The organism is Kitasatospora sp. NPDC034533, assembly GCF_055575155.1.
Map to the genome: position 1 here is coordinate 171634 of NZ_JBVITE010000008.1, position 23890 is coordinate 195523.

Here is a 23890-nt window from a genome sequence, read left to right on the forward strand (position 1 = left end):
GGGTTCCCTGGTCAACTCCCCTGCCACGGCGCGGAATCCACGTGGCGCGCCGCCCGCCGCACCCCACGCGCGGCGGACTCGTACGGACCGGCGGAGGCGCCGGGGCGCTGTTCGGCGGTGCGGCGCGAAGGCGGCAGTCATCTGACTGACGCCCCCACGCGCCCGGCGGGACAGGATGTGCGGAGCGGGCCGGGAGGCCTCCGGCTCGGAGCCCTCCGCCCCCGCCCACCAGCCACGTCGGCGCCGGAAGGACGGCCCCCCATGACGCCCGCCACCGGCCCGTCCGGCCACCGGACCACGGCAGCGGAGGGTCCCGTCCGGGGCCGATCCGAGCGGCCGGCGCGTGGTCGTCACCGGCGCCGGCCCCGGGGCCGGCGCCGAGACCGTACGGGCATTCGCGGCGGCAGACCCGCACACCGCCCCGGACAGGACCCGACGGCGCGGCGACCGGTCGCCCCACCGCTGGTGGCCGGTGCCACGGGACCCGCTTCGGGGGCGGCCACCAAGCCGAAGTCACGGACGCGGGGACCGAGTTCACCAGGCCGGGCGTCACCCGCCGCCCCCTCGCACCGGTCTACGGGACCCGGCCACCGGACCACGCCTGCGGCCCGGCCACCCAGCCCCGCGTTCCCCCTGGGGTCCGATACCGCCGTCCCCGGTCGCCGGCGGCCCGTTCGAGGGCGGCCACCGAGCCGAAGTCACGGACGCGGGGCCCGGGTTCACCAGGCCGGGCGTCACCCGCCGCCCCTCGCACCGGTCTACGGGACCCGGCCGCCGGACCACGCGGGCGGCCCGCTCACCCAGCCCCGCGTTCCCGCTGGGACCCGGTGGCGCCATCCCCGGTCGCCGGCGGTCCACATGCCCCGCCGGCCTTCCCCCTCCCCTCGGACGCGCGACGCCAACGGCCGCTCCGCTCCCCCGTCCGGCGCACCACCGGACCCGCGCCCGCGCCGAAACACCCGCCGTCCCACCGGCACCCCGGCACGAACCCGCCGGTCATCCGGCCGATCGCCCCACGCGCGCCCCGGCCCGGGGTGTCCCGGACGGTCGCGCTCCGCCCGCTCGCGCCGGCTCCCCAGCGGACCCGAGCCTCCGGACCCGGGCCGGGGTCCGACCCGGCCCCCTGGCCCCCGGCCCGGGTACGGACCAGGGTCCGACACGGGTTCGACGGGCCCGTGGTCCCGGCATCGTGGCCGGTGGCCGCCGACCGGCCCCCGCCCGGCGGACGCCGGAGCGGCCGGGCCGCCGCGCGGCGGAAGCGATGCCAGAAAGGGGAACGGGGGGCCATGAAGTCCGTCACCATGACGATGGTGGGCCGCGAGGAGGAGCAGGGGCAGCTCGTGGCGTTCGTCGGATCCGCCGCCGGCCAAGCCCTCGTCCTGCGCGGGGAGGCCGGGGTCGGCAAGAGTTCGCTGCTGGGCCACGCCGTGGCGCTGGCGGAGCAGCAGGGCCACCTCGTCGTCCGGGCCGCCGGCGTCGAGGCGGAGTCCGAACTGCCCTACGCCGGGCTGCACCAGCTCCTCCATCCGCTGCTCGCCGACGCCGCCGGGCTGGAGGACGGGACGCCGGCGGTGTTCGACGCCGTGTTCGGCGGGGTCCAGGGCGATCCGCCCTCGGTCATGGCGCTCGGCATCGCCGTGCTCAGCCTGCTGTCCCTCTCCGCCGCCCGGCGGCCGCTGTTACTGGTCCTGGACGACGGGCAGTGGCTGGACGACGCCAGCGCCGACGTCTGCGGCTTCGTCGGCCGGCGCCTGGCCGGCGGCCCGGTGAAACTGCTGGTCGCCGTCCGCACCGACCTCGCCTCGCGCTTCGACACCGCCGCGCTGCCCGAACTGCCCGTCGCCGCCCTCGCCGACGAGGACGCGGCCCGCCTGCTGGACCACCGGTACCCGGACCTGAGCCGGCCGGTCCGCCGGGCCGTGCTGGAGCAGGCCCAGGGCAACCCGCTGGCCCTGCTGGAGCTGCCCGCCCACTTCGCCGGCCGGACGGGCGACCTCCCGGTCGAGGACCTCATCGGCCGGCGCGGCGTGCCGCTGCCCCGGCGCCTCCAACAGCTGTACGGCACCCGCATCGCCGCCCTCGACGAGCCGGTCCGCTCCGAACTCCTGATGGGCGCGCTCGACGGCGCCGGCACCCCGAGCGGCGCCGACGCCGTCCCCGGCACCCGCTACCGGATGCGCGACGCCGACCCGGCGGTGGCCGCCGGACTGCTGGACGTCGAGGCGGTCACCGGCGACTTCGTCTTCCGCCACCCGCTGGTGCGCTCCGCCGTCGTCCGGATGGCCACGCCCAACCAGCGCCGCGCCGCGCACCTGGCGCTGGCGCGGGTCCACCGGGAGAACCTCGAACGCCGGGCGACGCACCTGGCGGCGGCCACGGTCGATCCGGACGAGGAGGTCGCCGCCGTCCTGGAGGCGGCGGCCGAGTCGGCGACCCGGCGCGGCGGCGCGCTGGCGGCCGTGGCCTGGCTGACCCGGGCCGCCGAGCTCAGCGAGAACCACGCCGGCCGCTCCCGGCGGCTGGCCGACGCGGCCTTCGTCGCCGCCCACGCCGCCCGCCTCGGCCAGGCGCACCGCCTGGTCCAGGCGGACCTCGGGCCCGGTTCGGCCGAGTCGCCGGCCTCGGTGCTGGCGGCCGGCTACCAGGCGCTCTACCAGGACGGGGACGTCCGCTCCACCCACCGGCAGGTCTCGGCCGCGATCGAGAAGCTGCGGGACGCCGCGACGGCCTCCGGCTCGACCGGGCCGCAGGAGGTCCTCACCCGGCTGGTGACCCTGCTCCTGGCGATCAGCCAGTTCAGCGGGGACCGCGCCTCCTGGGAGGGCACCCGCGCGCTCCTCGACTCGCTGGGCGGCCTGGCCACCGAGCGCGTCCGCCTCTACGGCGACACCTGGAGCGACGTGACCAGGCACGGAGCGGGCTGGGCCGAACAACTGCGCCGGACCGCCGCGGACCTGTCGGACCTGGACCCGTGGGACGTCAGCCGGCACGCCACGGCCGCCTACCACCTCGACCTCCTGAGCCACTACCGCCCGCACCTCCAGCGGGTGGTGGACCGCGAGCTGGAGACCGGCGCCGTGGCCACCGGCATGGTCATGCTGCACCAGATCATGCTCGACCAGATGGCGGTCGGCGAGTGGGCCGAGGCCGAGGAGACCGGCCGGCGCGGCCTGGACCTGGCCACCGAGCACGGCCACCACCTGTTCGCCGCCCAGAGCCGCGCGTACCTGGCCCAGCTCGCCGCGCTGCGCGGGCAGGTCGGCCGGGCGCGGGACCTCCAGGCCGAGGTGGACGCCTGGGCCCGCCCGCGCGGCCTCGGCTTCCTGACCCAGGTCGCCGACTCGGCCGGCGCGACGGCCGCGCTGAGCTGCGGCGACTACGAGAGCGCGTACCTCTACGCGATCGGCATCACCCAGCCGGGCACCTTCCGGCCCTACGCGTACCAGGCCTCGCGGACCCTACTCGACCTGGTCGAGGCCGCCCAGCACACCGGGCGCGTCGAGGAGGCCCGGGCGCACGCCCTCGCCGCCCGCGACGCGGGCCTGCCGCTGGTGTCGCCCCGCCTGGCGCTGATCACCCACGGCGCGCTGGCGATGACCGCCGAGGACGAGCGGGAGGCCGCCGAGTCGTTCGCCCGGGCCGAGTCAGCCCCGGACGCCGCCCGCTTCCCGTTCGAGCTGGCCCGGATCCGGCTGGCCCACGGCATCCGGGTGCGCCACGTCCAGGACCGGGCGGCGGCGCGGCAGTACCTCGTCCCGGCGGCCGAGGCGTTCGAGCGGCTGGGCGCGACCGGCTGGAGCGAGCGGGCGCGGGCCGAACTGCGCGCCACGGGCGCACCGTCCCGCGTATCGGCGCTCAACCTGGCCTCGCTGACCTGGCAGGAGCGCCGCATCGCCGACCTGGCCGCCGGCGGCCTGACGAACAAGGAGATCGGCGAGCGGATGCACCTGTCGCCGCGCACCGTCAGCTCGCACCTGTACCGCGTCTTCCCCAAGCTGGGCATCACGGCCCGGGCGGCGCTGCGCGACGCACTGAGCCGGGCGGAGGAGGCCCCGCGGGTCTGACGCGCCCGCGCTCAGCGCGTCGCGGGCCCGGCCGCGACGCCGGTGCCGGCCAGCCAGCCGAGGACGTGGTCGGCGACCGAGCGCCAGCCGCTGTCGAACACCAGGGAGTGCCCCCGGTCGACGAACTGCTTCAGGTCCGTCACCGCGCGGGAGTCCCCGTAGAGCTTGTAGACCGAGCGGGTCACGGCGTCCGGGACGATCCGGTCCTCCTGGCCGGACACCAGCAGCAGCGGTCCACGCCCCGCGTCGGCCGGGTCCACCACGGCGGCGGCCGTCCCCGCGGCGGCGCGGTCGAGCCCGAGGTCCGCGAGCAGCCGCAGCGGGGCCGGGACGGCGTACCGGTCGAAGAGCCGCGCGGCCTCCTCCTCGCCGACGGCGTTGGCGACGAGGTGCCGGAACCCGGCCGGCGACAGCGCCTCGAAGCCCGGGTGCCCGGTCGGCTCCTGCGGCAGCCGCTCGACACCCGGGTGGCGGGCCGGGCCGGCCGGCAGCGGCGCCAGGACCACGGCGGCGCGGCCGAGGTCGGCGCCGAGCAGGCGCTGGGCGACGAGGCCGCCGGCCGAGTGCCCGATGAGGACCGGAGGTTCGTCGAAGGAGCGCACGATCGTCTCGTAGTGGGCCGTGAGCTCGGCGAGGCCGAGGTCGCGCAGCGGGCCGGGACTCCGGCGGACCTGGTCGGCGGTGGGGGCCTCGCCGGGCCAGCCGGGGACGGACACCGCGTAGCCGTGCGCGGTGAGCCGTTCGGCCCAGCCCTCCCACGAGGACATGTGGAACCACGCACCGTGGATCAGGACGACGGGGGTTTGCTTCACGGCCAGGCCTTCCGCTCGCGCACGACGGTCCGCCGGCGTCGCGGCGGTCCCTCCGAGGATCACCGAGGGGTGGCGGCGCGGGAACAGTCGGATGACTGAGGACCTTTCGTGCGCCCTCGACCGCCTCGGCGTCAAGTGACTGATGTGTCCGGGCGGTGGCCGCAGAAGAGTGGAGGCACCAGTGAGCCTCCAGGAGGGAACGGACATGATCGACAGGCGTAGCTTCACCAAGGCGGTCGGCCTCGCCGCGGGCGTCACGGCCCTGACGGCCGGCGCGGCCTCGAACGCGCCCGCCGCCCGCGCGGCCGGCTCCGACCGGCCGTCCCGCCCGGCACCGGTCATCCCGCCCCTCGCCCCGGGCACCCACACCTCGTTCGCCGGGCTGAAGCAGGTGCGGGCCGGCGTGCTCGACGTCGGCTACGCCGAGGCCGGGCCCGAGCACGGGCCCGTGGTCGTGTGCCTGCACGGCTGGCCGTACGACATCCACAGTTTCGTCGACGTGGCGCCGCTCCTGGCGGACGCCGGCTACCGGGTGATCGTGCCGTACCTGCGGGGCCACGGCAGCACCACCTTCCTGTCCCCGACGACCGCGCGCAACGCGCAGCAGTCCGCGATCGCCCTCGACGTCATCGCCCTGATGGACGCCCTGGGCATCCACCGGGCGGTGCTGGCCGGCTTCGACTGGGGCTCGCGGACCGCCGGCATCATCGCGGCGCTGTGGCCGGAGCGGGTCAGGGCCCTGGTGCCGGTGAGCGGCTACCTGATCACCGACGTCGCCGCGCAGAAGAACCCGCTGCCGCCGAAGGCCGAGCACACCTGGTGGTACCAGTACTACTTCGCCACCGAGCGCGGCCGCGCCGCCATGGAGACCCGGCAGAACCGGCACGACCTGGCCCGGCTGGTGTGGGAGGAGGCCTCCCCCACCTGGGGCTTCGACGACGCCACCTTCGAGCGCACGGCCGCCGCCTTCGAGAACCCGGACTACGCCGCCATCGTGGTCCACAACTACCGCTGGCGCCTGGGCCTGGCCGACGGCGAGCGCCGCTACGACCGCTACGAGCGGCTGCTCGCGGCCCGGCCGCCCGTCACGGTGCCGACCATCGCCCTGGACCCGGCCCTCGACCCGTTCCTGCCCGGCACCGACGGCAGCGGGTACCGGAGGTTCTTCACCGGCCCGTACGAGCACCGCGTGCTCGCCGGGATCGGCCACGACGCGCCGCAGGAGGCGCCCACCGCCTTCGCCCAGGCCGTGGTGGACGCCGACCGCCTCTGACCGGCGGCCTCCGACCGACCGCCTACGGCCGGCGGCCTCCGACGGCGTCAGGGTCCGTCCCCCCTGTCGGGAACGGACCCTGACGCGCGGTGGCGCCGGTGTCCCGCGGCCGGTCCGGTCAGTCGCGCGAGGCGTCGACGCAGCGGAAGCTGCTCGCGGCCTCCGGATCGCCGTGGCCGGTGTAGCGGGAGACCATCGGGTAGCGGCACACGTCGCGGGCGACGTTCCGGCCGGTGGCCGTGGTCAGGGTGGCGTGCAGCACCGCCGGCGCCTTGCCCTGCTCGACCCAGGCGGTCAGCGCGGCCAGGTCGTCGCTCTTGCCGCCGTCCAGGCCGCAGTGCGAGACGCCCGGGGCCAGGAACAGCCGGTAGAAGTCGTCGACCTTCCTGGTGCCGCCCATCTTCCGGTCCACCCGCTCGCGGTAGTCGACCGTGCCCCCGGTGGGGATGATCTGGTCGGCCGCACCGTGCCAGCTGATCAGCTTGCCGCCGGCGTCGCGGAACGCGGAGAGGTCCGCGTCCCGGGTGCCCATGGACGGGTCGTACTCGGCGCGGGCCTTCCGGAAGACCTCCTCGAACTGCGCGCGGGTGAGCTTCGAGGTGTCGAACCCGGGCTGCTTCTGGACGAAGGTGGCGGCCCACACGGACGGCACGAAGAACGGCGCGCCGGTGGTGACCCCGTTCTCGGTCTTGCTGGCCGCCAGGAGGCCGAAGTCGGCGCCGACCGGCAGGCCGTACCAGAGCCGCTTGCCGTGCGCGTCGCGCGGGCCGTCCCAGATCCTGCGGACCACCTCGGCGTCCGCCTCGGTGATGGTGACCTGCTTGCCGTCGCACAGGACCTTCGTGCCGACCAGGCGGCGCGGGTTGAAGTCGCACCGCCCCGGGTCGCCGATCAGGCCGTCGGCGAGCCCGTCGAGCTTGTCGCAGGCCTTGAGGGCGGCCTGGTTGAACGCGTCGAACTCGCACCCGGTCGGGTAGGTGTGCGCCTCGTTCATCACGACCTGCGGCCACAGGGTGGCGATCTCGAACTGGTTCCAGTTGATGGCCGGCGCCGAGGCGTTGATGCCGTTGAAGTCCTTCGGGTACCGCTGGGCCTCCATGTAGCCCTGGCGCCCTCCGGTGGAGCAGCCGTTCCAGTAGGAGTAGGCCGCCGGCCTGCCGTAGACGCCGGCCACGACCTGCTTGCCGACCACCGCCATCTCGTGCGCGGAGCGGGAGGCGAAGTTGTCCACGAGCGCGGTGTCGACGCGCCCGGAGGCGTCCAGCGCCCAGCTGGTGTCCAGCGCCCCGCCGACGCCGGCGTCGGTCGTGGCGGCGGCATAGCCCTGCTTGACGGCCGCGGCGAGCCCGGCGCCGCTGTCCGCGGCGGAGTAGGCGCTGCCGCCGACGCCCTGGAAGCGGCCGTTCCAACCGGCCTGCGGCAGCCAGACGTTCACCTTGGCGTGGTCGTTCGCGCCGGGGTGGGTCACGGTGACCGTCACCTCGCAGTGCGCCGGGACGTCGGGCACCGGGAAACCGCCGAGCGGCGGGGCCCCGGGCACCTGGAAGGTGCCGGCCGGGACGGCGGTCGCGGTCACCGCCTCCACCTCGGTGCCCTCCGGGGCCGGAAGCCCGAACGGGGCGCAGCTGAAGGACGCCGGGGCGGCGCCCGCGGTGAGCGTGAGCTCTCCCGCCGCGCTCGCCGCCGACGTGTGGACGGCGGTCGCGGCGACCAGCGGGACGCAGGCGGCGACGATGGCCGGAAGCCGTCGTTTCATGTTCTCTCCTCGGGGTCGGGATGGCGCCATCACTGTGGCCGCCGCCCCGGCGGCGCCGCATCAGTCACCTGACGCTCAGTCGGCCCTCCCGCCCGGACCGCCGCAACGGCCGCAAGCTTGAAGTCAGTTGACCGATGCCGCCGGCCCGCCCGAGGGCGAGGGTGGGGACCACCGGATCCACCGCACTGCCCGAAACCCCTTGGAGCGTGATCTTCCATGTTCAGTCGTGACAACCGCCGCCTGCGCCGCGTCGTCGCCGGCGTCGCCGGGCTCGGCACGGTGGCGGCCGTCGGCGCGTTCGCCGTCGCCGGGACCGCGAACGCGGCGGACCGGGACGCGGCCGCCGACCGGGCCCCGAAGCCGACCGTCGTCCTGGAGCACGGCGCCTTCGCCGACGGTTCCAGCTGGGACGGCGTCGTCGCCAAGCTGCGCCGCGACGGCTACCCGGTGGTGGCCGCCGCCAATCCGCTGCGCGGCCCGGCTTCCGACGCCGCCGCGCTGCGCAGCGTGATCGACCACGTCAAGGGCCCGGTCGTCCTGGTCGGCCACTCCTACGGCGGCTCGGTGATCAGCCAGGCCGCCGTCGGCGAGCCGCGGGTCAAGGCCCTCGTCTACGTCGCCGCGTTCCTGCCCGCGCCGGGCGAGTCCGCACTACAGCTGACCGGGCAGTTCCCCGGCTCCACCCTGCCCGGCACCCTGGACCCGGTGCCGTTCACCAACGCCGACGGCAGCGCCGGCACCGACCTGTACATCCGGCAGGACAAGTTCCGGGGCCAGTTCGCCGCCGACGTCCCGGCCGACCGGGCCGCGCTGGCCGCCGCGTCGCAGCGGCCGATCGCCCAGGCGGCGCTGGAGGAGAAGGCCACCGCCGCCGCCTGGCAGACCGTCCCCAGCTGGGACGTGATCACGACCCAGGACCTCAACATCCCGGCCGCCGCCCAGCGGTTCATGGCCAAGCGCGCCCACGCCCGCACCACCGAGGTGGCCGCGTCCCACTCCGTGGCGGTCTCCCACCCCGGCGTGGTGGCCGGGGTCGTCGAGGAGGCGGCCCGCGCCACCCGCTGACGCTCGCCACCCCCTCGGCCGCCGAACGGCGGCCCCGGACCCCGGGAGGGCGGCCACGCCCCCGGCCACCCTCCCGGCGCCGCCACCGCCAGGCGCGTCCGCAGACACCCTCGATCTCCCGACGGGACGAGAACCCCAGCTCGGTCAAGACCCTCCGCAGGCGCCGCCCACCCACTGGCGCCCCGCCACCCTCCCGGCGCCCGCCACCGCCAGGCGCGACCACCTCCGGTCACCGGCCGCAGAAAGCGTCCTCAAACCCTCCGCATGTGCCACCCACTGACGCCCCGCCACCCTCCCGGTGCCCTGCGCCGCCACTCGCGACCGACACCGGTGACCGGTCGCCGGTCACCGGTCACCGATCACCGGCCGCAGAAAGCGCCCTCGATCTCCCGACGGGACGAGATCCCCAGCTTGGTGAAAACCTTCCGCAGGTGCCACTCGACCGTGCGGGGGCTGAGGAACAGCTGCGCGCCGATCTCCGCGTTCGGGTGCCCGGACGCCGCGAGGCGGGCGATCTGCGCCTCCTGCGGAGTGAGGACCGGTGCGTCGGGGGTCCGCTTGCGGACGGTCTCGCCGGTGGCGAGCAGCTCGCGCCGGGCCCGCTCGGCGAAGGCCTCCATGCCCGCCCGCGCGGCCGCCTCGTGCGCCGCCCGCAGCTCCGTCCGGGCCTGAGCGCGCCGGTTCTGGCGGCGCAGCCACTCCCCGTACAGCAGCCGGGCCCGGGTTTCGAGCACGCCGAGCCCGCCGCGGCCGAAGTGGTCGACGGCCTCGCGGTAGCGGTCCTCGGCCTGCTCGGGTTCCCCGGTCAGGGCGACGGCGACCGCGTGCGCGCCCAGGGCCCACGGGGTGCCCGCCCGGCTCCAGTCGGCGAGCGGCCCGCACGCCCGGGCCGCCGCGGCGCGGTCGCCGACCCGGGTCGCGGCCTCGACCAGCTCGCCGCAGGTCCACAGGTGCACGACGAGGTCCTGGTGCTCCGCGCCCCGCCGCGCCGCCTCCAGGGCGAGCGCGTAGTTGCCCAGACCGTTGTGGAGCACGGCCCGGGCGCACGCCGCCACGCCGGCGAGCCGGCCCAGGCCGCGCTGCTCGCCCTCGTGTTCCATCGCCTCGATCGCCTCCAGGGCCGGCCTCTCCCGTCCCCGGTACGCGCCGAGGAAGGCCGCCGTGGACGTGCGCGTCACCGAGCCGGTGGCCTTCTCCAGGGCCGCGGCCTCCGCCAGCAGGTCGTCCGCCTGGGAGAAGCGCCCCGCGAAGCCCAGCGCGGACGCCTGGTAGGGCAGCGCCGTCGAGAGGAGCGACAGGGTGCCCGTCCGCCGGGCGAAGCCGATCGCCCGGTCGCCGATGTCCAGCCAGCTGCGGAGGTCGCCCAGCTCCGCGGCGGCGTTCGCGGCCGCCCACAGGACGGACGGGTCCTCCTCGTCGGTGAGGGCGCCCAGCGCCCGCGCCAGCACCGGGAAGGCGGCGGCCGGCCCGTCCACCATCCGGGCGACCAGGGCGCTGAGGAGGACTCCCCCCGGGTCGTCGCCGGGCGGCAGGTCGCGAGCGGCCTCGGCGACCCTGCGCAGGGCGCCTTCGTCGTGCCGGCCGGCCCAGACGGCCGCGTCGAACGCCGCGAGGTAGGTCTCCCGCGCGAGGGCCGGTTCGAGGTCCCTGAACCGGTCCGCGGCGTCGAGCAGCGGTCGCACCGCGCCCCTGCCCGAGTCGGTCATGGCCGCGGCCCTGGCCCGCAGTCGGGCGGCGTGGGCCTGCTGCAACCGGTCCAGCGGCTCCAGTTCGGCGGCGGCGAGCAGGTCGGGCACCCGGGCCGGCACGCCCGCGGCGACGTGGGCCGCGGCGGCCGCCAGCGCGCGCCGCGTCCGCTCGTCCGGGCAGGGGGTGAGCGCGGCGGCACGTTCCAGGAAGGAGGCGGCGGCCGCCCGGCCGCCGCGCGCCAGGGCCCGGTCGGCGGAGCTCTCCAGGGCGGCGGCGACCTGCTCGTCCGGCCCGACCGCGGCGTGGGCCTGGTGCCAGGCCCGCCGGTCGGGGTCGCGCTCGCCGTCGGTGGCCTCGGCCAGGGCGCGGTGCGCCGCACGCAGCATGGCGGCGTCCGCGCCGCGCCAGACGGCCGAACGCACCAACGGGTGGCGGAACCGCACCGGGGCTCCCAGGGTGATCAGGTCCGCGACCTCGGCCGGTGCCGCGGCCTCGGGGCCGATGCCCAGCAGGCGCAGGGCCCGCCACAACAGCGGCCCGTCGCCGACCGGTTCGACCGCCGCGACCAGCAGCAGGGCGCGGGTGTCGGCCGGCAGCGCGTCCACCCGCCGGCGGAACCCGTCCTCGACCCGGGTCGCCAGCGGTCCGGCGCCGGGCCCGCCGAAGCCGAACGCCAGCTCCGTCGGGGACAGGCCCCGGGGCAACTCCAGCAGGGCGAGCGGATTCCCGCCGGTCTCGGCGACGATCCGGTCCCGCACCCTTGCGTCGACCGGCCCCGGCAGGGCGCTGTCGAGCAGCGCCCGGGCCTCGGCGTCGGCCAGCCCGCCCAGCACGAGCTCCGGCAGGCCGGAGAAGCCCTCGTCCCCCGTCCCGTCGGTGATCCGCTCCGCGAACACCAGCGCCACCGACTCGGCGTCCAGCCGGCGCCCGACGAACGCCAGGATCCGCTGGGACATCAGGTCCAGCCACTGCGCGTCGTCGACCAGGCACAGCAGCGGGGCCTGGGCCGCCGCCTCGGCGAAGAGGCCGAGCACCGCCATCCCCACCAGCAGCATCTCGGGAGGGTTCCCCGCGCTCAGGCCGAACGCGACCCGCAGCGCGTCCTGCTGCACCTCCGGCAGCCGGTCGAGCCGCGGCAGCAGCGGGGCGCACAGCTGTTGCAGGGCGGAGTAGGCGAATTCGGACTCGGCCTCGACGCCGGCCGTGCGGATGGTCTGCCACTGCCCGGCCCGCCCGGCCAGGTGGTCGAGCAGCGCCGACTTGCCGACGCCGGCCTCGCCGCGCAGCACCAGCACCCGGCTGCGCCCGCCGCGCACCTCGCGCAGCAGGCGGTCCAGCGCCTCCACCTCCCGGGTACGCCCGAGTAGCTGGCGATTCGAGCGCTGCGGCATGGCACCTCCGGGACGGGTCCTCCTCCCGGAGGAGCTGCGCCCATCCTACGAACACCGGTGCCTGCTGAGCTGCGCGGATCCGGTCACCTCGCCCCCGGCCGACCCGCCGCCCCCCGTCGGCCCCCCCCCCGTCGGCCCGCCGCCGGACCGGCGGTGCCACCGGCCCGGGGGCGACGGCCCCGGGCCGGTGGCACGGGCGGTCAGCGCCCCGGGGCCCGGAGGGTGACCTCCTGGAGGAACCACTCGTTGCCGTCGGGGTCGGCGAAGCGGGCGAAGCTGCCGTAGCTGGGCCGTCCCGGGGCGACACCGGGCACCCGGTGGGTCCCGCCGGCGTGGTGGAAGACCCCGGTCTCGTCGTGGAACGGGCCGTCGACGTCGACTCCGCGCGCGGCGATTTCCTCGACCGCCTGCTCGATGTCGGTCACGACCAGGTGCAGTCCCCGGGCGAAGCCCACGGGGAGCGCGGTCAGTCCCTCCCCGAAGACGACCGAGCAGCCGGAGCCCGGCGGGGTGGCCTGGACGATCCGGTAGCCCTGGTCGATCGGGAAGTCCGCGTCGAGGCGGAAGCCGAGCGTGTCGACGTAGAACTCCTTGGCGATGTCGACGTCGGAGACGGGCAGGACGACGACTTCGAGCTTCAACTCCACGGGGTGTTCTCGCTTTCGGGAGGAGGGGGGTGGTGGAGGGCGGTACGCGGCGGTCGCGGCAGGGCCGCGCTACCTCAGCGACCGGAAGGCGGTGCGGAGTTCTTCGGCCAGCAGCTGCGGCTGCTCCCAGGCGGCGAAGTGGCCGCCCCGGTCGACCTCGTTCCAGTGGATGATGTTGCCGAAGGTGCGCTCGCCCCAGCTGCGCGGCGCGGGGTAGATCTCGGCGGGGAAGACCGTCACGGCGACCGGCAGCTTCGGGATGGGGACGGCGTTGAACGGCCCGCCGCCGGCCTGGGTGCCCTCCCAGTACAGCCGGCACGAGGAGGCGCCGGTGCCGGTCAGCCAGTACATCGAGATCGCGTCGAGCATCTCGTCGTAGCTGAGGACCTTCTCCGGCACGCCGGTCGAGTCCGTCCACTCCGCGAACTTGTCGTAGTAGTAGGAGGCCATGCCGACCGGCGAGTCGGTGAGGGAGTAGGCGATCGTCTGCGGGCTGCGGTTCATCATCGCCGCGTAGCCGAAGCCGTCGCGGTAGAAGTGCAGCAGCCGCTCGTACGCCCGCTTCTCCTGCGCCGAGAGGTTGGCGGGGGCCGGGTCGAAGTTGCGCAGCCGGCGCAGGACGTCGTCCGGCACCGTCCCCGGCATGTTGACGTGGATGCCGAGCAGGCCCTTCGGCTGCTGGACGGCGAGCACCTCGGAGAGGATCGCGCCGTGGTCGCCGCCCTGCGAGACGTACTCCGGGTACCCGAGGCGCGCCATCAGCTCGTGGAAGGCGGGCGCGATGCGGGCGAAGTTCCACCCGGGCCTGGTCGGGTTGCCCGAGAAGCCGTAGCCGGGCAGGGTCGGCAGCACCAGGTGGAAGGCGTCCTCGGCGCGCCCGCCGTGCGCGGTGGGGTTGGTCAACGGGTCGATGACCTTGAGCAGTTCGACGATCGACCCGGGCCAGCCGTGGGTCATCAGCATCGGCATGGCGCCGGCGTGCGGGGAGCGGATGTGGGCGAACTGGATGTCCAGCCCGTCGATCTCCGTGATGTACTGCGGCAGTTCGTTGAGGCGCCGCTCCAGCCTGCGCCAGTCGTACCGGGTGCCCCAGTACTCCATCAGCGGCCGCATCCTCGCCAGCTGCGCGCCCTGGCTGCGGTCGTCGACCGTCTCGCGGTCGGGCCACCGGGTCGCCCGGATGCGCCGCCGCAGGTCGTCGAGGTCCGCCTGCGCGACCTTGATGCGGAACGGGCGGATGCCGGAGCCAGGCCGCGGCGGCCGGCCGGCGGCCGTTCCGGCGGCGGGCGCGGCGCCCTGGCCGCTGGCCACCTGACCGGTGGGGCCCTGACCGGTGGCCGCCTGGGCCGGGCCGGACAGGGCGGCCTGGCCGGCGACGACGCCGGCCGCCGCGAGGCCGAGGAAGCGGCGCCGGCCGGTGCCGGTGCGGTTCGGGTTCTCGTTCACTGCCATCGGGGACTCCTTGTGTCCGTCGTGCGGGACTGCGGAACTGCGGGACTGCGGGACTGCGGGAAAGGTGATCTGACGTCGCGTCAGGCATGGCGGCGGGGCCGAACGCCCCACCACCACGGTTCAGGCGGCGCCCAGGTGAGCGGCGAAGAAGTCCGCCAGCCTGTCGACCGCCGGGTCGATGTACTCCCGCTTGTCGTAGAGGTCGACGTGGCTCGCGCCGTTGATCCAGTGCAACTCCGCGGGCCCGGTGGCGCGTTGGTGCGCCTCGACGGCCATCCAGGAGGTGACGGCGCGCTCGCCGACGATCTGGAGCATCGGGCGGGGGCCGATCAGCGGGATGGCGAAGAACGGGTCGAAGCAGGCCAGCCGGTCGATGCTCTCCCAGACCAGGAACCTGGCGGACCGCTCGTGCTCACCGCGCGAGGTGCAGTAGTACTCGAAGCCCTCGACGCCGTGCTCCCCGCCGAGCGCGCCCGCCTCCTCGGCCGTCCGCGGGAACATCGTCATCACCCCGGGGTCCTGGCCGCGGGCGGCGGCGCTGCGGGCCCGGGCGGCCGCGTCCAGCAGGGCCCGGAAGACGGCCGGGTCCTGACCCCCGTCGGCACCGAGCCGGAACTGGCGGGACGGGTCGGCGGTGCACACGCTCGCCACCGCCCGGACCCGGTGGTCGGAGCCGGTGGCGGCCAGCGAGTACCCGCCGGACGCGCAGACGCCGAGCAGGCCGATCCGCTCCGCGTCGACGTCCGTACGGGTGACCAGGTACGACACGGCGGCCTTGAAGTCCTCCACCCGCTGGGCCGGGTCCTCCAACCCGCGCGGCAGTCCGCCCGACTCGCCCTGGTGGGCCGCGTCGAAGGCCAGGGTGACGAAGCCGCGCTCGGCCAGCCGCCTCGCGTAGGTGCCGGACGCCTGCTCCTTCACCCCCGTCCCCGGGTGGCCGACCACCAGGGCCGGGCGCGGCCCCGGCGCCGGAGTGCCGGGGGTGTACAGGTGCGCGGCGATCTCGATGCCCGCGCTCTCGAAACGGATGTCTGACCTGGCCATGCGCACGCCCTCTCGCGTCGGTCGGCTCGTCGGCCGCCCGGCCCGGAGCCGGACCGACGGTTGCCGCGAGGCACTGGTGCAACTGTGCTTCGGGGGACCGGATCGGAGCATCAGTCATCTGTCCCAACGAGCGGGTTCAGTCAACGGCCGGGGCGGGCGCGCTCCCCAGGCAGGCTCCGCCCCTCCCGGCCTCCGGCGGGCCTCGATCCGGACGACCGCCCGGCGGCTCCGTGCCAGGCCGGCCCGCCCCCGCGGGGGTCCGACCGTCAGATGACCGATGCCAGGGTCCGCCGCCGGCCGAAGGGTGGGAGGCGCAGCCGTCGACCGGCCGCCGGGACCGGAGCGGTCGTGCCTGAGGAGTCGGGCCGGAGAAGCCGGACCGGAGCGGCCGGGCCGGAACAGCCAGGCCGGAGGAGCCGGCGGCCCGCACCGCCTCACCCGTACGTCCGCCCCCCCAGGAGTCACACCATGGACCCGCAGGACCAGCCCTCCGGCAGACCGGCCACGGTGGTCATCGACGCCGCCTTCAAGGCCGACGCCCCCGCCCGGTACGCCCGCCTCCGGGAACTCGGCCCGATCCACCCGGCCGAGCTCCAACCCGGCCTGGAGGGCTGGGTGGTGGTCGGCTACGACCTGGCCAGGGAGGCGCTGACCCACCCCGCCCTGCTCAAGGACGCCACCCCCGCCGCCGAGGCCCTGGACGCCGCGGGCTTCGTCCTCCACCGCCCGTCGGTGGGGCTCGGCGCGCAGATGATGGAGGCCGACCCGCCCGAGCACACCCGGCTGCGCCGGCTCGCCTCGGCGGCCTTCACCCCGCGCCGCACGGCCGAACTGGCGCCGCGGATCGAGCAGATCGCCCACGGGCTGATCGACGCGGTGCCGCCCGCGGGCGAGCTCGACCTCGTCGAGGCCTTCAACGCCCCGCTGCCCGCCACGGTCATCGCCGAACTCCTCGGCGTCCCGCCGGAACACCAGCGGGACTTCCGCCGCTGGTCGGCACAGTCGCTGCGGCCGGCCTCGCCCGAACACCGCCCGTCGCTGGCCGCCCTGCACGGCCTGCTGGCCGAACTGGTCGCGGACAAGCGCCGGGGGCCCCGGGACGACCTGCTCTCCGCCCTGGTCTCGGTGCGCGACCGGGAGGCGGGCCGGCTGTCCGAGGAGGAACTGGTCGGCACCGCCCTGATGCTGGTCGTCGCGGGCCACGAGAGCACGGTGAACCTGCTGGGCAACGCCGAGTTGGCCCTGCTGCGGCACCCCGACCAGCTGCGGCTGCTGCGCGAACGGCCCGAGCTGCTGCCGGACGCGGTGGAGGAGTTCCTGCGCCACGACAGCCCGGTGGAGCGCTCCACCAACCGCTACGCGGCCGAGGACCTGGAGCTGGGCGGGGTGGCGATCCCCCGGGGCGGCGTGCTCGCGGTCGCCCTCGGCTCGGCCGGGCAGGACGCGCCCCAGCCGGGCCACGGCGACCCGGCGGCCCTCGACGTGACCCGGCCGGGCGCCCGCCACCTGGCCTTCGGCCACGGCGTCCACTACTGCCTGGGCGCCCCGCTCGCCCGGCTGGAGGCGACCGTCGCCCTGCGCGTCCTGCTCTCCCGCGTCCCGGAGCTGGAGCCCGCCGTCCCGCTCGACTCGCTCCCCTGGATCGACTCCGGAATCATCCGCGGCGTGCTGTCCCTCCCGGTCCGCTACCGCCTCGGCTGACCTGCCGACACATCGCCTACGGCTACCGCCGGTTGGGTCCGGGCGGGCGAACGAACCCGTTTGTCCGCCCGCCCGCACTGTAACGCGGGGCGCATGCATTTGAAAGTACTTGACTAGTCATGCCTTGTGCATGAAAGTTCCTCTATCGCCTCATGCTCAGCAGCTGTCCCCCTTCGCGCGCCCCCACCCAGCAGCCCTTCCACGTACGAGGTGTGCTCTTCCATGACCACTTCCGACGTCCCGCGCCCCTCCCCACCCCCCTCCGCCGGAGGAGGCCCCGCACCGGTGGGCCACCGGATCCGGTTCCACGACGACGCGTTCGACCCGGGCCGCACCGGCCTCCCGACGACCGGCGGCGCCGATGACTGACCGTCCGTTCTTCGTCCTGCTGGGCCCGGACGGCGCCGGCAAGTCCTCGGTCATGTCCGCGATCCGGGACAGGCTGCCCGGTTGGCGCACCCTGTCCACCGACGGCGACCTGGTCCGGCCCGAGCACGCGCTGATCGGCCGGTTGCGCCGCGGCGTGGTGGAGGACGTCCTGCCGGGCCTGGGCAGCTCCTACTCCCCGGAGTTCCTCGCCAGCCTGCTCCAGACCGCCGTGGTCCACCTGTGGGACGAGGTGCGGCGGCAGGACCCGGGGACCCCGCTCCTGGTCGACTCCTACTACTACAAGATCCTCGCCAAGTGCCGGCTGGCCGGCGTCCACGAGAACCCCATGTACTCCTGGTGGCGCTCCTTCGCCCAGCCCCGCGCGGTCGTCTACCTGGACGTCTCCCCCGGGTCGGCGTGGCGGCGCCTCGGCGGCGGCGCCGGGCTCAACCCGCTGGAGCACTCCGGTGAACTGCCCGACTGGGAGGGGTTCGAGAGCTACCAGAGAAGTCTCCGCAAGCTGATGCTGGAAGAGGTGCGGCACGTGCCGGTGACGGTGATCGACGAACAGCCCAGCGTCGCGCACGCGACGGACGCCGTGCTGGAGGTGCTCGCCCCGTGACCACGGACCAGGGCTGGGCCTCCCCCGGCCACGCCGACCGCTACCGGGCCCGGGTGCTGGCCGAGCGCGACCGGCTGGGCGCGGCCCTCACCGACCTGCGGGAGCGGCAGCGGCACGTGCTCGCCGACCTCCTGGAGTTCAACGCGGGCACGGAGTTCGGCCGCAAGCACGGCTTCGACCGGATCCGCGACCTGGACGACTTCCGCAAGGCCGTCCCCGTCCAGGACTACGCCGCCCACGCGCCGCTGATCGAGCGGACGGCCGCCGGGGAGCGGAACCTGCTGTCGGCCGACGATCCCGTCGTCTACTTCACCAGCAGCGGCAGCACCGGCGCGCACAAGAAGATCCCGATCACCCGGCGCTTCATGCGCACGACCTTCTTCCCCTTCTACTACGCGGCCTGGGCGCCCCTGATCGAGAGCTTCCCCGAGGTCGCGCACCGGCCCGACGCGGTGCTCAACCTCAAGCACGACCCGCTCTCCGCTCCCCCCACCACCGCCGACGGCCACCCGCACGTCGGCGCCAGCCAGGTCGACTTCGGGGAGAAGTTCGGCGAGCCCCTCTCGGCCGAACTCGGCACGGCGGCCCCCTGGGCCGCCCTTCCGGTGGACGTCGCGCCCGGCGACCACCTGGAGAAGGCGTACCTGCGGCTGCGCCTGGCGGTCCAGAGCGACGTGCGCTGCCTGATCGGCATCAACCCGGCGATGATCGCGGCGGTCCCGTACCAGCTGAACCTGTGGTGGGAGCGGATCGTCCGGGAGGTGCGCGACGGCACCCTGGGCGGTGTGCGGCACGGCCGCCCCGACCCCGGGCGGGCGGCCGAACTGGAGCGGCTCGCCGAGTACTTCGGCACCGTCACCCCCGCCCTGGTGTGGCCCCGGATCCGCGCCCTGTTCGGCTGGACCACCGGAGTCGCCTCGCTCTACCTGCCCGCGCTGCGCGAGGACTTCGGCACCGGGGTCAGCGCGCTGCCCGCCCCGGTGGCGGCCTCCGAGGGGCCGGTGGGCGTCCCGCTCGACCGGCACGGCTCGGCCGGCAGCCTGGTGGCCACCGCCTCGGTGTACGAGTTCGTGGACGCCGACGCCGACCTCACCCCGGACGCCGCGACGCTGCTGCCCCACGAACTCGAACCGGGGCGCGAGTACCACGTCGTCTTCAGCCACGTCGGCGGGCTCTACCGCTACGCCGTCGGCGACGTCGTCCAGGTCGTCGACGTGACGGACGGCGCGCCCCGGGTGCGGTACGCGGGCCGGGCGAACCGCTCCGACGCGGTGGGCGAGCGGCTGCGCGAGTCGCAGGTGGTCCGCGCGCTGCGGACCGCCCTGGAGAGCACCGGCCTGGGGCTGCGCAACGTCGCCTGCCGGGTGGAGCCGGCCGACGGTACGGCCCGGCGCTACGTCTTCGCGGTGGCCCCCACCCTCCCCTGGCAGGAGGCCGAACGGGCGCGCTTCACCGCGCTGCTGGACGCCGCCCTGCGCCGCGAGTCGGCCGGCTACCACCGGGCCCGCGCCGAACACCGGCTGGCCGCACCCGCCCTGCTGCCGCTCGCCCCCGAGGCCTTCCACCGCGACTGGCACACCGCGGTGGGTGGCGGCATCCGCCCCACCCAGGTCAAGGACCGCCTGTTCCGGCAGGACGACCTGCTCTGGCAGCGCCTGACCGGCACCCCGGCCGCCTGAACCGGACCGACCACGAGGAGCAACGAGATGACGGACCTGCTGAACCCGGTGGAGCGGACCGCCCTGCTCACCGCCGCCCTGCGCGCCGCGGAGACCCAGCGCCCCGACCGCCTCTACGAGGACCCCCACGCCGCGCTGCTGGCCGGCGACATCGGCCCCGAGCTGCTGGCCGAGGTCCGCACCGCGACCTTCCCGCCCGACCGGCCGCGTTCGCTGCCCAGCACCCCCGACTACAACGCGATCCGGACCCGCTTCTTCGACGACTTCCTGAGCGCTGCGGCCGAGGACCCGCGGATGTCCCAGATCGTGCTGGCCCCCTCGGGCATGGACTCGCGCGCCTACCGGATGCCGTGGCCCGACCACATCCGCTACTTCGAGGTCGACCGGGCGGCGGTGCTGCGGTTCAAGGAGGAGCGGCTGGCCGGCGTCGCGCCGCGGGTCGACCACCGGACCGTCGCGGTCGACCTCACCGCCGACGACTGGGAGGACGAGCTGGTCGCGGCCGGGTACGACCCGCAACTGCCCTCCACCTGGCTGCTCGAAGGACTGCTGTACTACATCCCCGAGGCGGACACCCACCGGATGCTGGAGCGCGTGGCCGCGATCTCCGCGCCCGGCAGCCGGATCGCCGCCGACCTCGTCAACGCCGCGGCCCTGACCCTGCCGGACATGCGGGGGCTGCTGGACGTCTTCGCGGGCTGGGGCTGCCCCTGGCTGTTCGGCAGCGACGAGCCGGAGGCCCTGTTCGACCGGTACGGCTTCGACGTCGAGGCGGTCCAGCCCGGCGACGCGGCCGCGGACTACGGCCGCTGGCCCGACCCGGTCCCGCCCCGTGACGTCAAGGACGTGCGCCGGGTCTTCTTCGTCCACGGACGGCGCCGTTGACCGCGCCCGCCGTCATCGTGGGCGGGAGCTTCTCGGGCCTCGCCACCGCGCTCGCCCTCGCCGAACGGGGCCGGCCGGTGCGGATCCTGGAGCGCTCCGCTCCCCCGCCGGACGGTCCGGCCGGCAAGGCGGCCGGCCTGTGGCACCGGCCCACCGTGCCGCAGGGCGACCACCCCCACACCCTCACCTCGCTCGGCGTGCGCGTACTGCGCGAGCGGGCTCCCCGGCTGCTCGACACCGCGCTGGAGGAGGGCGCCCGGCTGCTCGACCTCAGGGCGGCGGCACCCATGACCGATAGTCACCTCATCTCGGGCGACGAGGAGTTGGTGACGCTCGCCGCCCGCCGCCCGTTCCTGGAACTGCTGCTCCACCGCGCCGTACGGGCGCTGCCGGGGGTGACGATCAGCCACGGCACCTCCGTACGGGGCCTGCTCCTGGACGCCGGGCGAGCCAGGGTGACCGGCGTGGTGACCGACGGCGGCGAACGGGTGCCCGCCGCCTTCGTGGTGGACGCCACCGGACGCCGGGCACGGTCCCGCTCCTGGCTGGCCGACGCCGGGGTCGCGCTCGCCCAGGACCTGAGCGCGCCCACCCGGCTGCGCGCCTTCACCCGGTACTACCGGCTGAACCGGCCCGACGGCGCGCCGCCGGGGCCGCTCAACCGGGGCAACGCGGCCGGCGGGATCTGGGACCACTACGCGGCGGTCGTGCACCCGGCGGACAACGGCGTCTTCGCGATCAGCATCGGGGCGCCGACCTCCGACCCGGCCACGGACGCCCTGCGCGAGCCCGCCGCCTTCACCGCCGCCGCCCGGCTCTCCCCGTACGTCGCGGCGTGGGCCGACGAGCGGGCCGCCACACCGCTGACCGGGGTGCGGACCATCACCACCCCGCCCAACCTCCTGCGCGGCACGACCACGGCGGACGGGCGGCCGGTCCTCGGGCTGTTCCCGGTCGGCGACGCGGTCTGCGTCACCGACCCGCTCTACGGACGCGGCATGTCACTCGCCCTGGCGCACGCCTTCCGGACCGCCGACCTGCTCGACGGCGCCCCGACGGCGGAGGCGGAGCGCGGCGAGTCCGCGACCCGGCTCACCGAAGAGCTCCTGCGCCCCTGGTTCGACCAGGCCGTCCACGACAGCGAGGCCCGCGCCGGGCTCTGGCGGGCGCGGGCCGAGGGGAGCGTGCCGACGCCGCCGGCGCCCACCGCCCCCGGCCGCCCCACGATGGGCGAGGTGGCGACCGCCGCCGCGAGCGACGCCACGGTGTGGCGCGGGCTGGTCCGGATGCTGATGACCCTGAGCACCCCCGCCGAGGTTCTCGACGACGACGCCTTCCGCGCACGGGTGCGCGCTGCCACCACCGCCACCACCGCCGTCCCCGCCACCACCGTCCCGGCGGGCCCGCGGCCGCCGACCCGCGAGGAGCTGCTGCGCGCCGTCGCCGCCGGAGGGGGAGGCTGATGGCACCGACCAGCCGGGTGCTGCTGGCCCCGATCACCATCACCCCGTCGAAGCCGCTGACGCCCAGTCACCTCAAGGGCCTGTTCTGGGCGGACGTGATGTTCCGCGCCACCGCGCAGCTGGCCGACGTGACCTTCCGCTACAGCCACACCACCTACCACCCCACCGAACAGGTCGTCGGCTTCTGGGAGTTCCTCGACCGCACCCGGGGCGACACCGACTACGGCTCGCTGTCGGAGGAGGAGATCGGGGAGCTCTACGTCGAGTACCGGAAGGAGGACACCCGTCCCGCCGCCGCGGCCCTGCGGCCGTACACGGAGGCGATCGAGCGCACCGGCTTCGTGCACCCCGCCAGCACCCGGGTGCTCCAGCTGTGGTCCGGCCACTACCGGCGGCTCGGTCTGCACGACCCGGGGCTCCTGGCCCACCAGCCACCGGAGTTCGGCCTCGACGAGGTGATCGAGCACCTGGTCGCCGCCGGGATGGGCCTCGACCACCGGGACTGCGGCGGCCCGGTCTACCTCGACGCCACCCCCTTCGGCCTGCCGCTGCGGCAGATCGTCGACGCCGACGGGCGCCCCAACTACCTCGCCTGCGCGCTGCGCGAACTGCTGCCGCTCGCGCCCCGGTACGACGAGGTCGTGATGCTGTACGACCGCGACCTCGACCCCGACTACCAGTTGCTGGAAAGGGTGCTGGCGACGCTGGGGCCGACCGTGCACCGGGTGCCGATCGGCCGGACGCCCATCGAGGGGAGGATCACCTCGGCCCGGCACGGCGGCTGGCACGGCTACACCGTGGACGCCCTCCTGCACGCCGCCGGCGACGACCACCCGCCCGAGGCCCGTCTGCTCGGGATGCGGCTCTACTTCATCGCCACCCTCGGCCCCGGCCAGCAGCAGTCCTTCCGGCACGACCTGCTGCGCAAGAGCCTGGCCCGGGCCGAACAGCTGCTGGCCAGGGCCCCCACGCCCCCGCTGCCGGACCGCGACGCGCTGCTCGCCGCCCTCACCCCGCACCGCCGCGACCACACCCACGTCGACCCCTACCGGCTCACCTCCTCCCTGCTGCGCCGGGGCCGGACGCCCCCCGACCGCTCCCTCCTGACCACGGTGTTCACATGACGATCTCACCGGAACTCCTGCTCTCCGTCGCCGCCGACCGGCTCCGCGCGACCCTGCCGGAACTCTCCGAGCAACTGGACCTGTCCACCCCGCAGTCCCTTCGGGCGGCCAAGGCCGAGATCACCGCGCGGGGCGAGGCCGCGGACGGCGCCGTCGTGGTCGCCGTCATCGGGCGCTTCTCGCTCGCGGACTGGGTGCGCGAGACCTGCCGCTTCGCGCTGGGCGTGCCCGCGGAGCGCGCGCGGCCCTGGCGCCGGGCCTTCACCCGGACGGTCTTCCTCGCCGGGCGGCCCGAGAACCTGCGCGAACGGTTCGCCTTCGACCACATCGCCCCCGACGGCTCGGCGGCCTGGGTCGGACCCGGCACCGACGAGACCACCGCCGCCCTGCGGCGCCTGCTGAAGACCTTCAACGGCACCCGCCGGCTCGCCCCCTGGCCGCCGACCACCGTCGAGGTCCCGGCCGTCGCCGTGACCGGCCCGGACACCGGGGCGCACCGGCCGGGCGGGCGCGACCCGTCCGTCAAGGAGCAACGGCCGGGCGAGCGCGACGTGTCCATCGAGGCGCACCGCCCGGGCGAGCGCGACCCGCACGCCGAGGCGCATCGCCCAAGCCGGCGGGACCTGTACGTCGCCACCGCGGGGATCACCGTCTCCCGGGCCCTCGTCCAGCTCAACCACCTCCTGGCCGAGGCGGCCCTGGACGGGCTGGTCGGCCCCGGAGACCGGCTGACCCTGCACGCGGTGCCGCGCCTGACCGGCATGACCGTCCCGTTCGCCGCCCTGCGCATCGACGCCGACGCCCACCACCCCCACAAGCTCCAGGCATACGCCGGACTGACCGAGGAAGGCTGA

General features: G+C 75.7%; 17 protein-coding genes. 11 read left to right on the forward strand and 6 right to left on the reverse strand.

Translation table 11 applies throughout. The annotated features are described in order from the left end of the window. Nucleotides 1-1286: 1286 nt before the first annotated feature. On the forward strand, nt 1287-4064 hold the full coding sequence (locus tag ACZ55U_RS08715; RefSeq protein ID WP_465523879.1) for a helix-turn-helix transcriptional regulator: 2778 nt from the start codon (nt 1287-1289) through the stop codon (nt 4062-4064). An 11-nt stretch (nt 4065-4075) separates the two neighbouring features. Here ACZ55U_RS08715 and ACZ55U_RS08720 read toward each other — a convergent pair whose 3' ends face one another. Beyond that, complete coding sequence (locus tag ACZ55U_RS08720; RefSeq protein WP_465523881.1) at nt 4076-4876, reverse strand: alpha/beta hydrolase; 801 nt, start codon at nt 4874-4876, stop codon at nt 4076-4078. Between the two features lie 205 nt (nt 4877-5081). Here ACZ55U_RS08720 and ACZ55U_RS08725 point away from each other — a divergent pair, with 205 nt between their 5' ends. Then, nucleotides 5082-6149, forward strand: coding sequence for an alpha/beta fold hydrolase (locus tag ACZ55U_RS08725; RefSeq protein ID WP_465523883.1), 1068 nt, complete (start codon nt 5082-5084; stop codon nt 6147-6149). Between the two features lie 118 nt (nt 6150-6267). Here ACZ55U_RS08725 and ACZ55U_RS08730 read toward each other — a convergent pair whose 3' ends face one another. Continuing rightward, a complete protein-coding gene (locus ACZ55U_RS08730) occupies nt 6268-7905 on the reverse strand; it encodes a tannase/feruloyl esterase family alpha/beta hydrolase (RefSeq protein ID WP_465523885.1) in 1638 nt (545 codons plus the stop codon). Nucleotides 7906-8121: 216 nt separating this feature from the next. On the opposite strand from ACZ55U_RS08730, the gene ACZ55U_RS08735 reads away from it, so the two are divergent. After that, the gene (locus ACZ55U_RS08735; RefSeq protein ID WP_465523887.1) at nt 8122-8970 is read left to right on the forward strand and encodes an alpha/beta fold hydrolase; all 849 of its coding nucleotides are present in this window, start codon (nt 8122-8124) and stop codon (nt 8968-8970) included. Nucleotides 8971-9329: 359 nt separating this feature from the next. Here ACZ55U_RS08735 and ACZ55U_RS08740 read toward each other — a convergent pair whose 3' ends face one another. From ACZ55U_RS08740 to ACZ55U_RS08755, 4 genes are all read right to left on the reverse strand, one after another. Beyond that, a complete protein-coding gene (locus ACZ55U_RS08740) occupies nt 9330-12050 on the reverse strand; it encodes an ATP-binding protein (protein WP_465523889.1) in 2721 nt (906 codons plus the stop codon). Between the two features lie 200 nt (nt 12051-12250). Next, complete coding sequence (locus ACZ55U_RS08745; protein WP_465523891.1) at nt 12251-12697, reverse strand: VOC family protein; 447 nt, start codon at nt 12695-12697, stop codon at nt 12251-12253. 69 nt (nt 12698-12766) lie between these two features. Next, nucleotides 12767-14149 (reverse strand): epoxide hydrolase family protein, encoded by a 1383-nt coding sequence (locus ACZ55U_RS08750; protein ID WP_465523893.1) that lies wholly within the window; start codon nt 14147-14149, stop codon nt 12767-12769. A 120-nt stretch (nt 14150-14269) separates the two neighbouring features. Further along, on the reverse strand, nt 14270-15193 hold the full coding sequence (locus ACZ55U_RS08755; protein ID WP_465523895.1) for an alpha/beta hydrolase: 924 nt from the start codon (nt 15191-15193) through the stop codon (nt 14270-14272). A 468-nt stretch (nt 15194-15661) separates the two neighbouring features. On the opposite strand from ACZ55U_RS08755, the gene ACZ55U_RS08760 reads away from it, so the two are divergent. The 8 genes from ACZ55U_RS08760 (at nt 15662) to ACZ55U_RS08795 (ending at nt 23890) form a co-directional block, all read left to right on the forward strand. Beyond that, a complete protein-coding gene (locus tag ACZ55U_RS08760; RefSeq protein WP_465523897.1) occupies nt 15662-16894 on the forward strand; it encodes a cytochrome P450 family protein in 1233 nt (410 codons plus the stop codon). A gap of 222 nt (nt 16895-17116) precedes the next feature. Beyond that, on the forward strand, nt 17117-17263 hold the full coding sequence (locus tag ACZ55U_RS08765; protein ID WP_465523899.1) for a hypothetical protein: 147 nt from the start codon (nt 17117-17119) through the stop codon (nt 17261-17263). Continuing rightward, the gene (locus ACZ55U_RS08770) at nt 17256-17885 is read left to right on the forward strand and encodes a hypothetical protein (RefSeq protein WP_465523901.1); all 630 of its coding nucleotides are present in this window, start codon (nt 17256-17258) and stop codon (nt 17883-17885) included. Before ACZ55U_RS08765 ends, ACZ55U_RS08770 begins: the two co-directional genes overlap by 8 nt. Beyond that, complete coding sequence (locus ACZ55U_RS08775; RefSeq protein ID WP_465523903.1) at nt 17882-19564, forward strand: GH3 family acyl-acid amido synthetase; 1683 nt, start codon at nt 17882-17884, stop codon at nt 19562-19564. The genes ACZ55U_RS08770 and ACZ55U_RS08775 overlap by 4 nt, the downstream gene beginning before the upstream one ends. Before the next feature lie 27 nt (nt 19565-19591). Beyond that, the gene (locus tag ACZ55U_RS08780) at nt 19592-20449 is read left to right on the forward strand and encodes an SAM-dependent methyltransferase (RefSeq protein WP_465523905.1); all 858 of its coding nucleotides are present in this window, start codon (nt 19592-19594) and stop codon (nt 20447-20449) included. Continuing rightward, entirely contained in the window at nt 20446-21912 is a 1467-nt protein-coding gene (locus ACZ55U_RS08785; protein ID WP_465523907.1) for an FAD-dependent oxidoreductase, read from the forward strand. The genes ACZ55U_RS08780 and ACZ55U_RS08785 overlap by 4 nt, the downstream gene beginning before the upstream one ends. After that, nucleotides 21912-23036, forward strand: coding sequence for a hypothetical protein (locus tag ACZ55U_RS08790; protein ID WP_465523909.1), 1125 nt, complete (start codon nt 21912-21914; stop codon nt 23034-23036). The genes ACZ55U_RS08785 and ACZ55U_RS08790 overlap by 1 nt, the downstream gene beginning before the upstream one ends. Continuing rightward, entirely contained in the window at nt 23033-23890 is an 858-nt protein-coding gene (locus ACZ55U_RS08795) for a DUF6182 family protein (protein ID WP_465523911.1), read from the forward strand. Before ACZ55U_RS08790 ends, ACZ55U_RS08795 begins: the two co-directional genes overlap by 4 nt.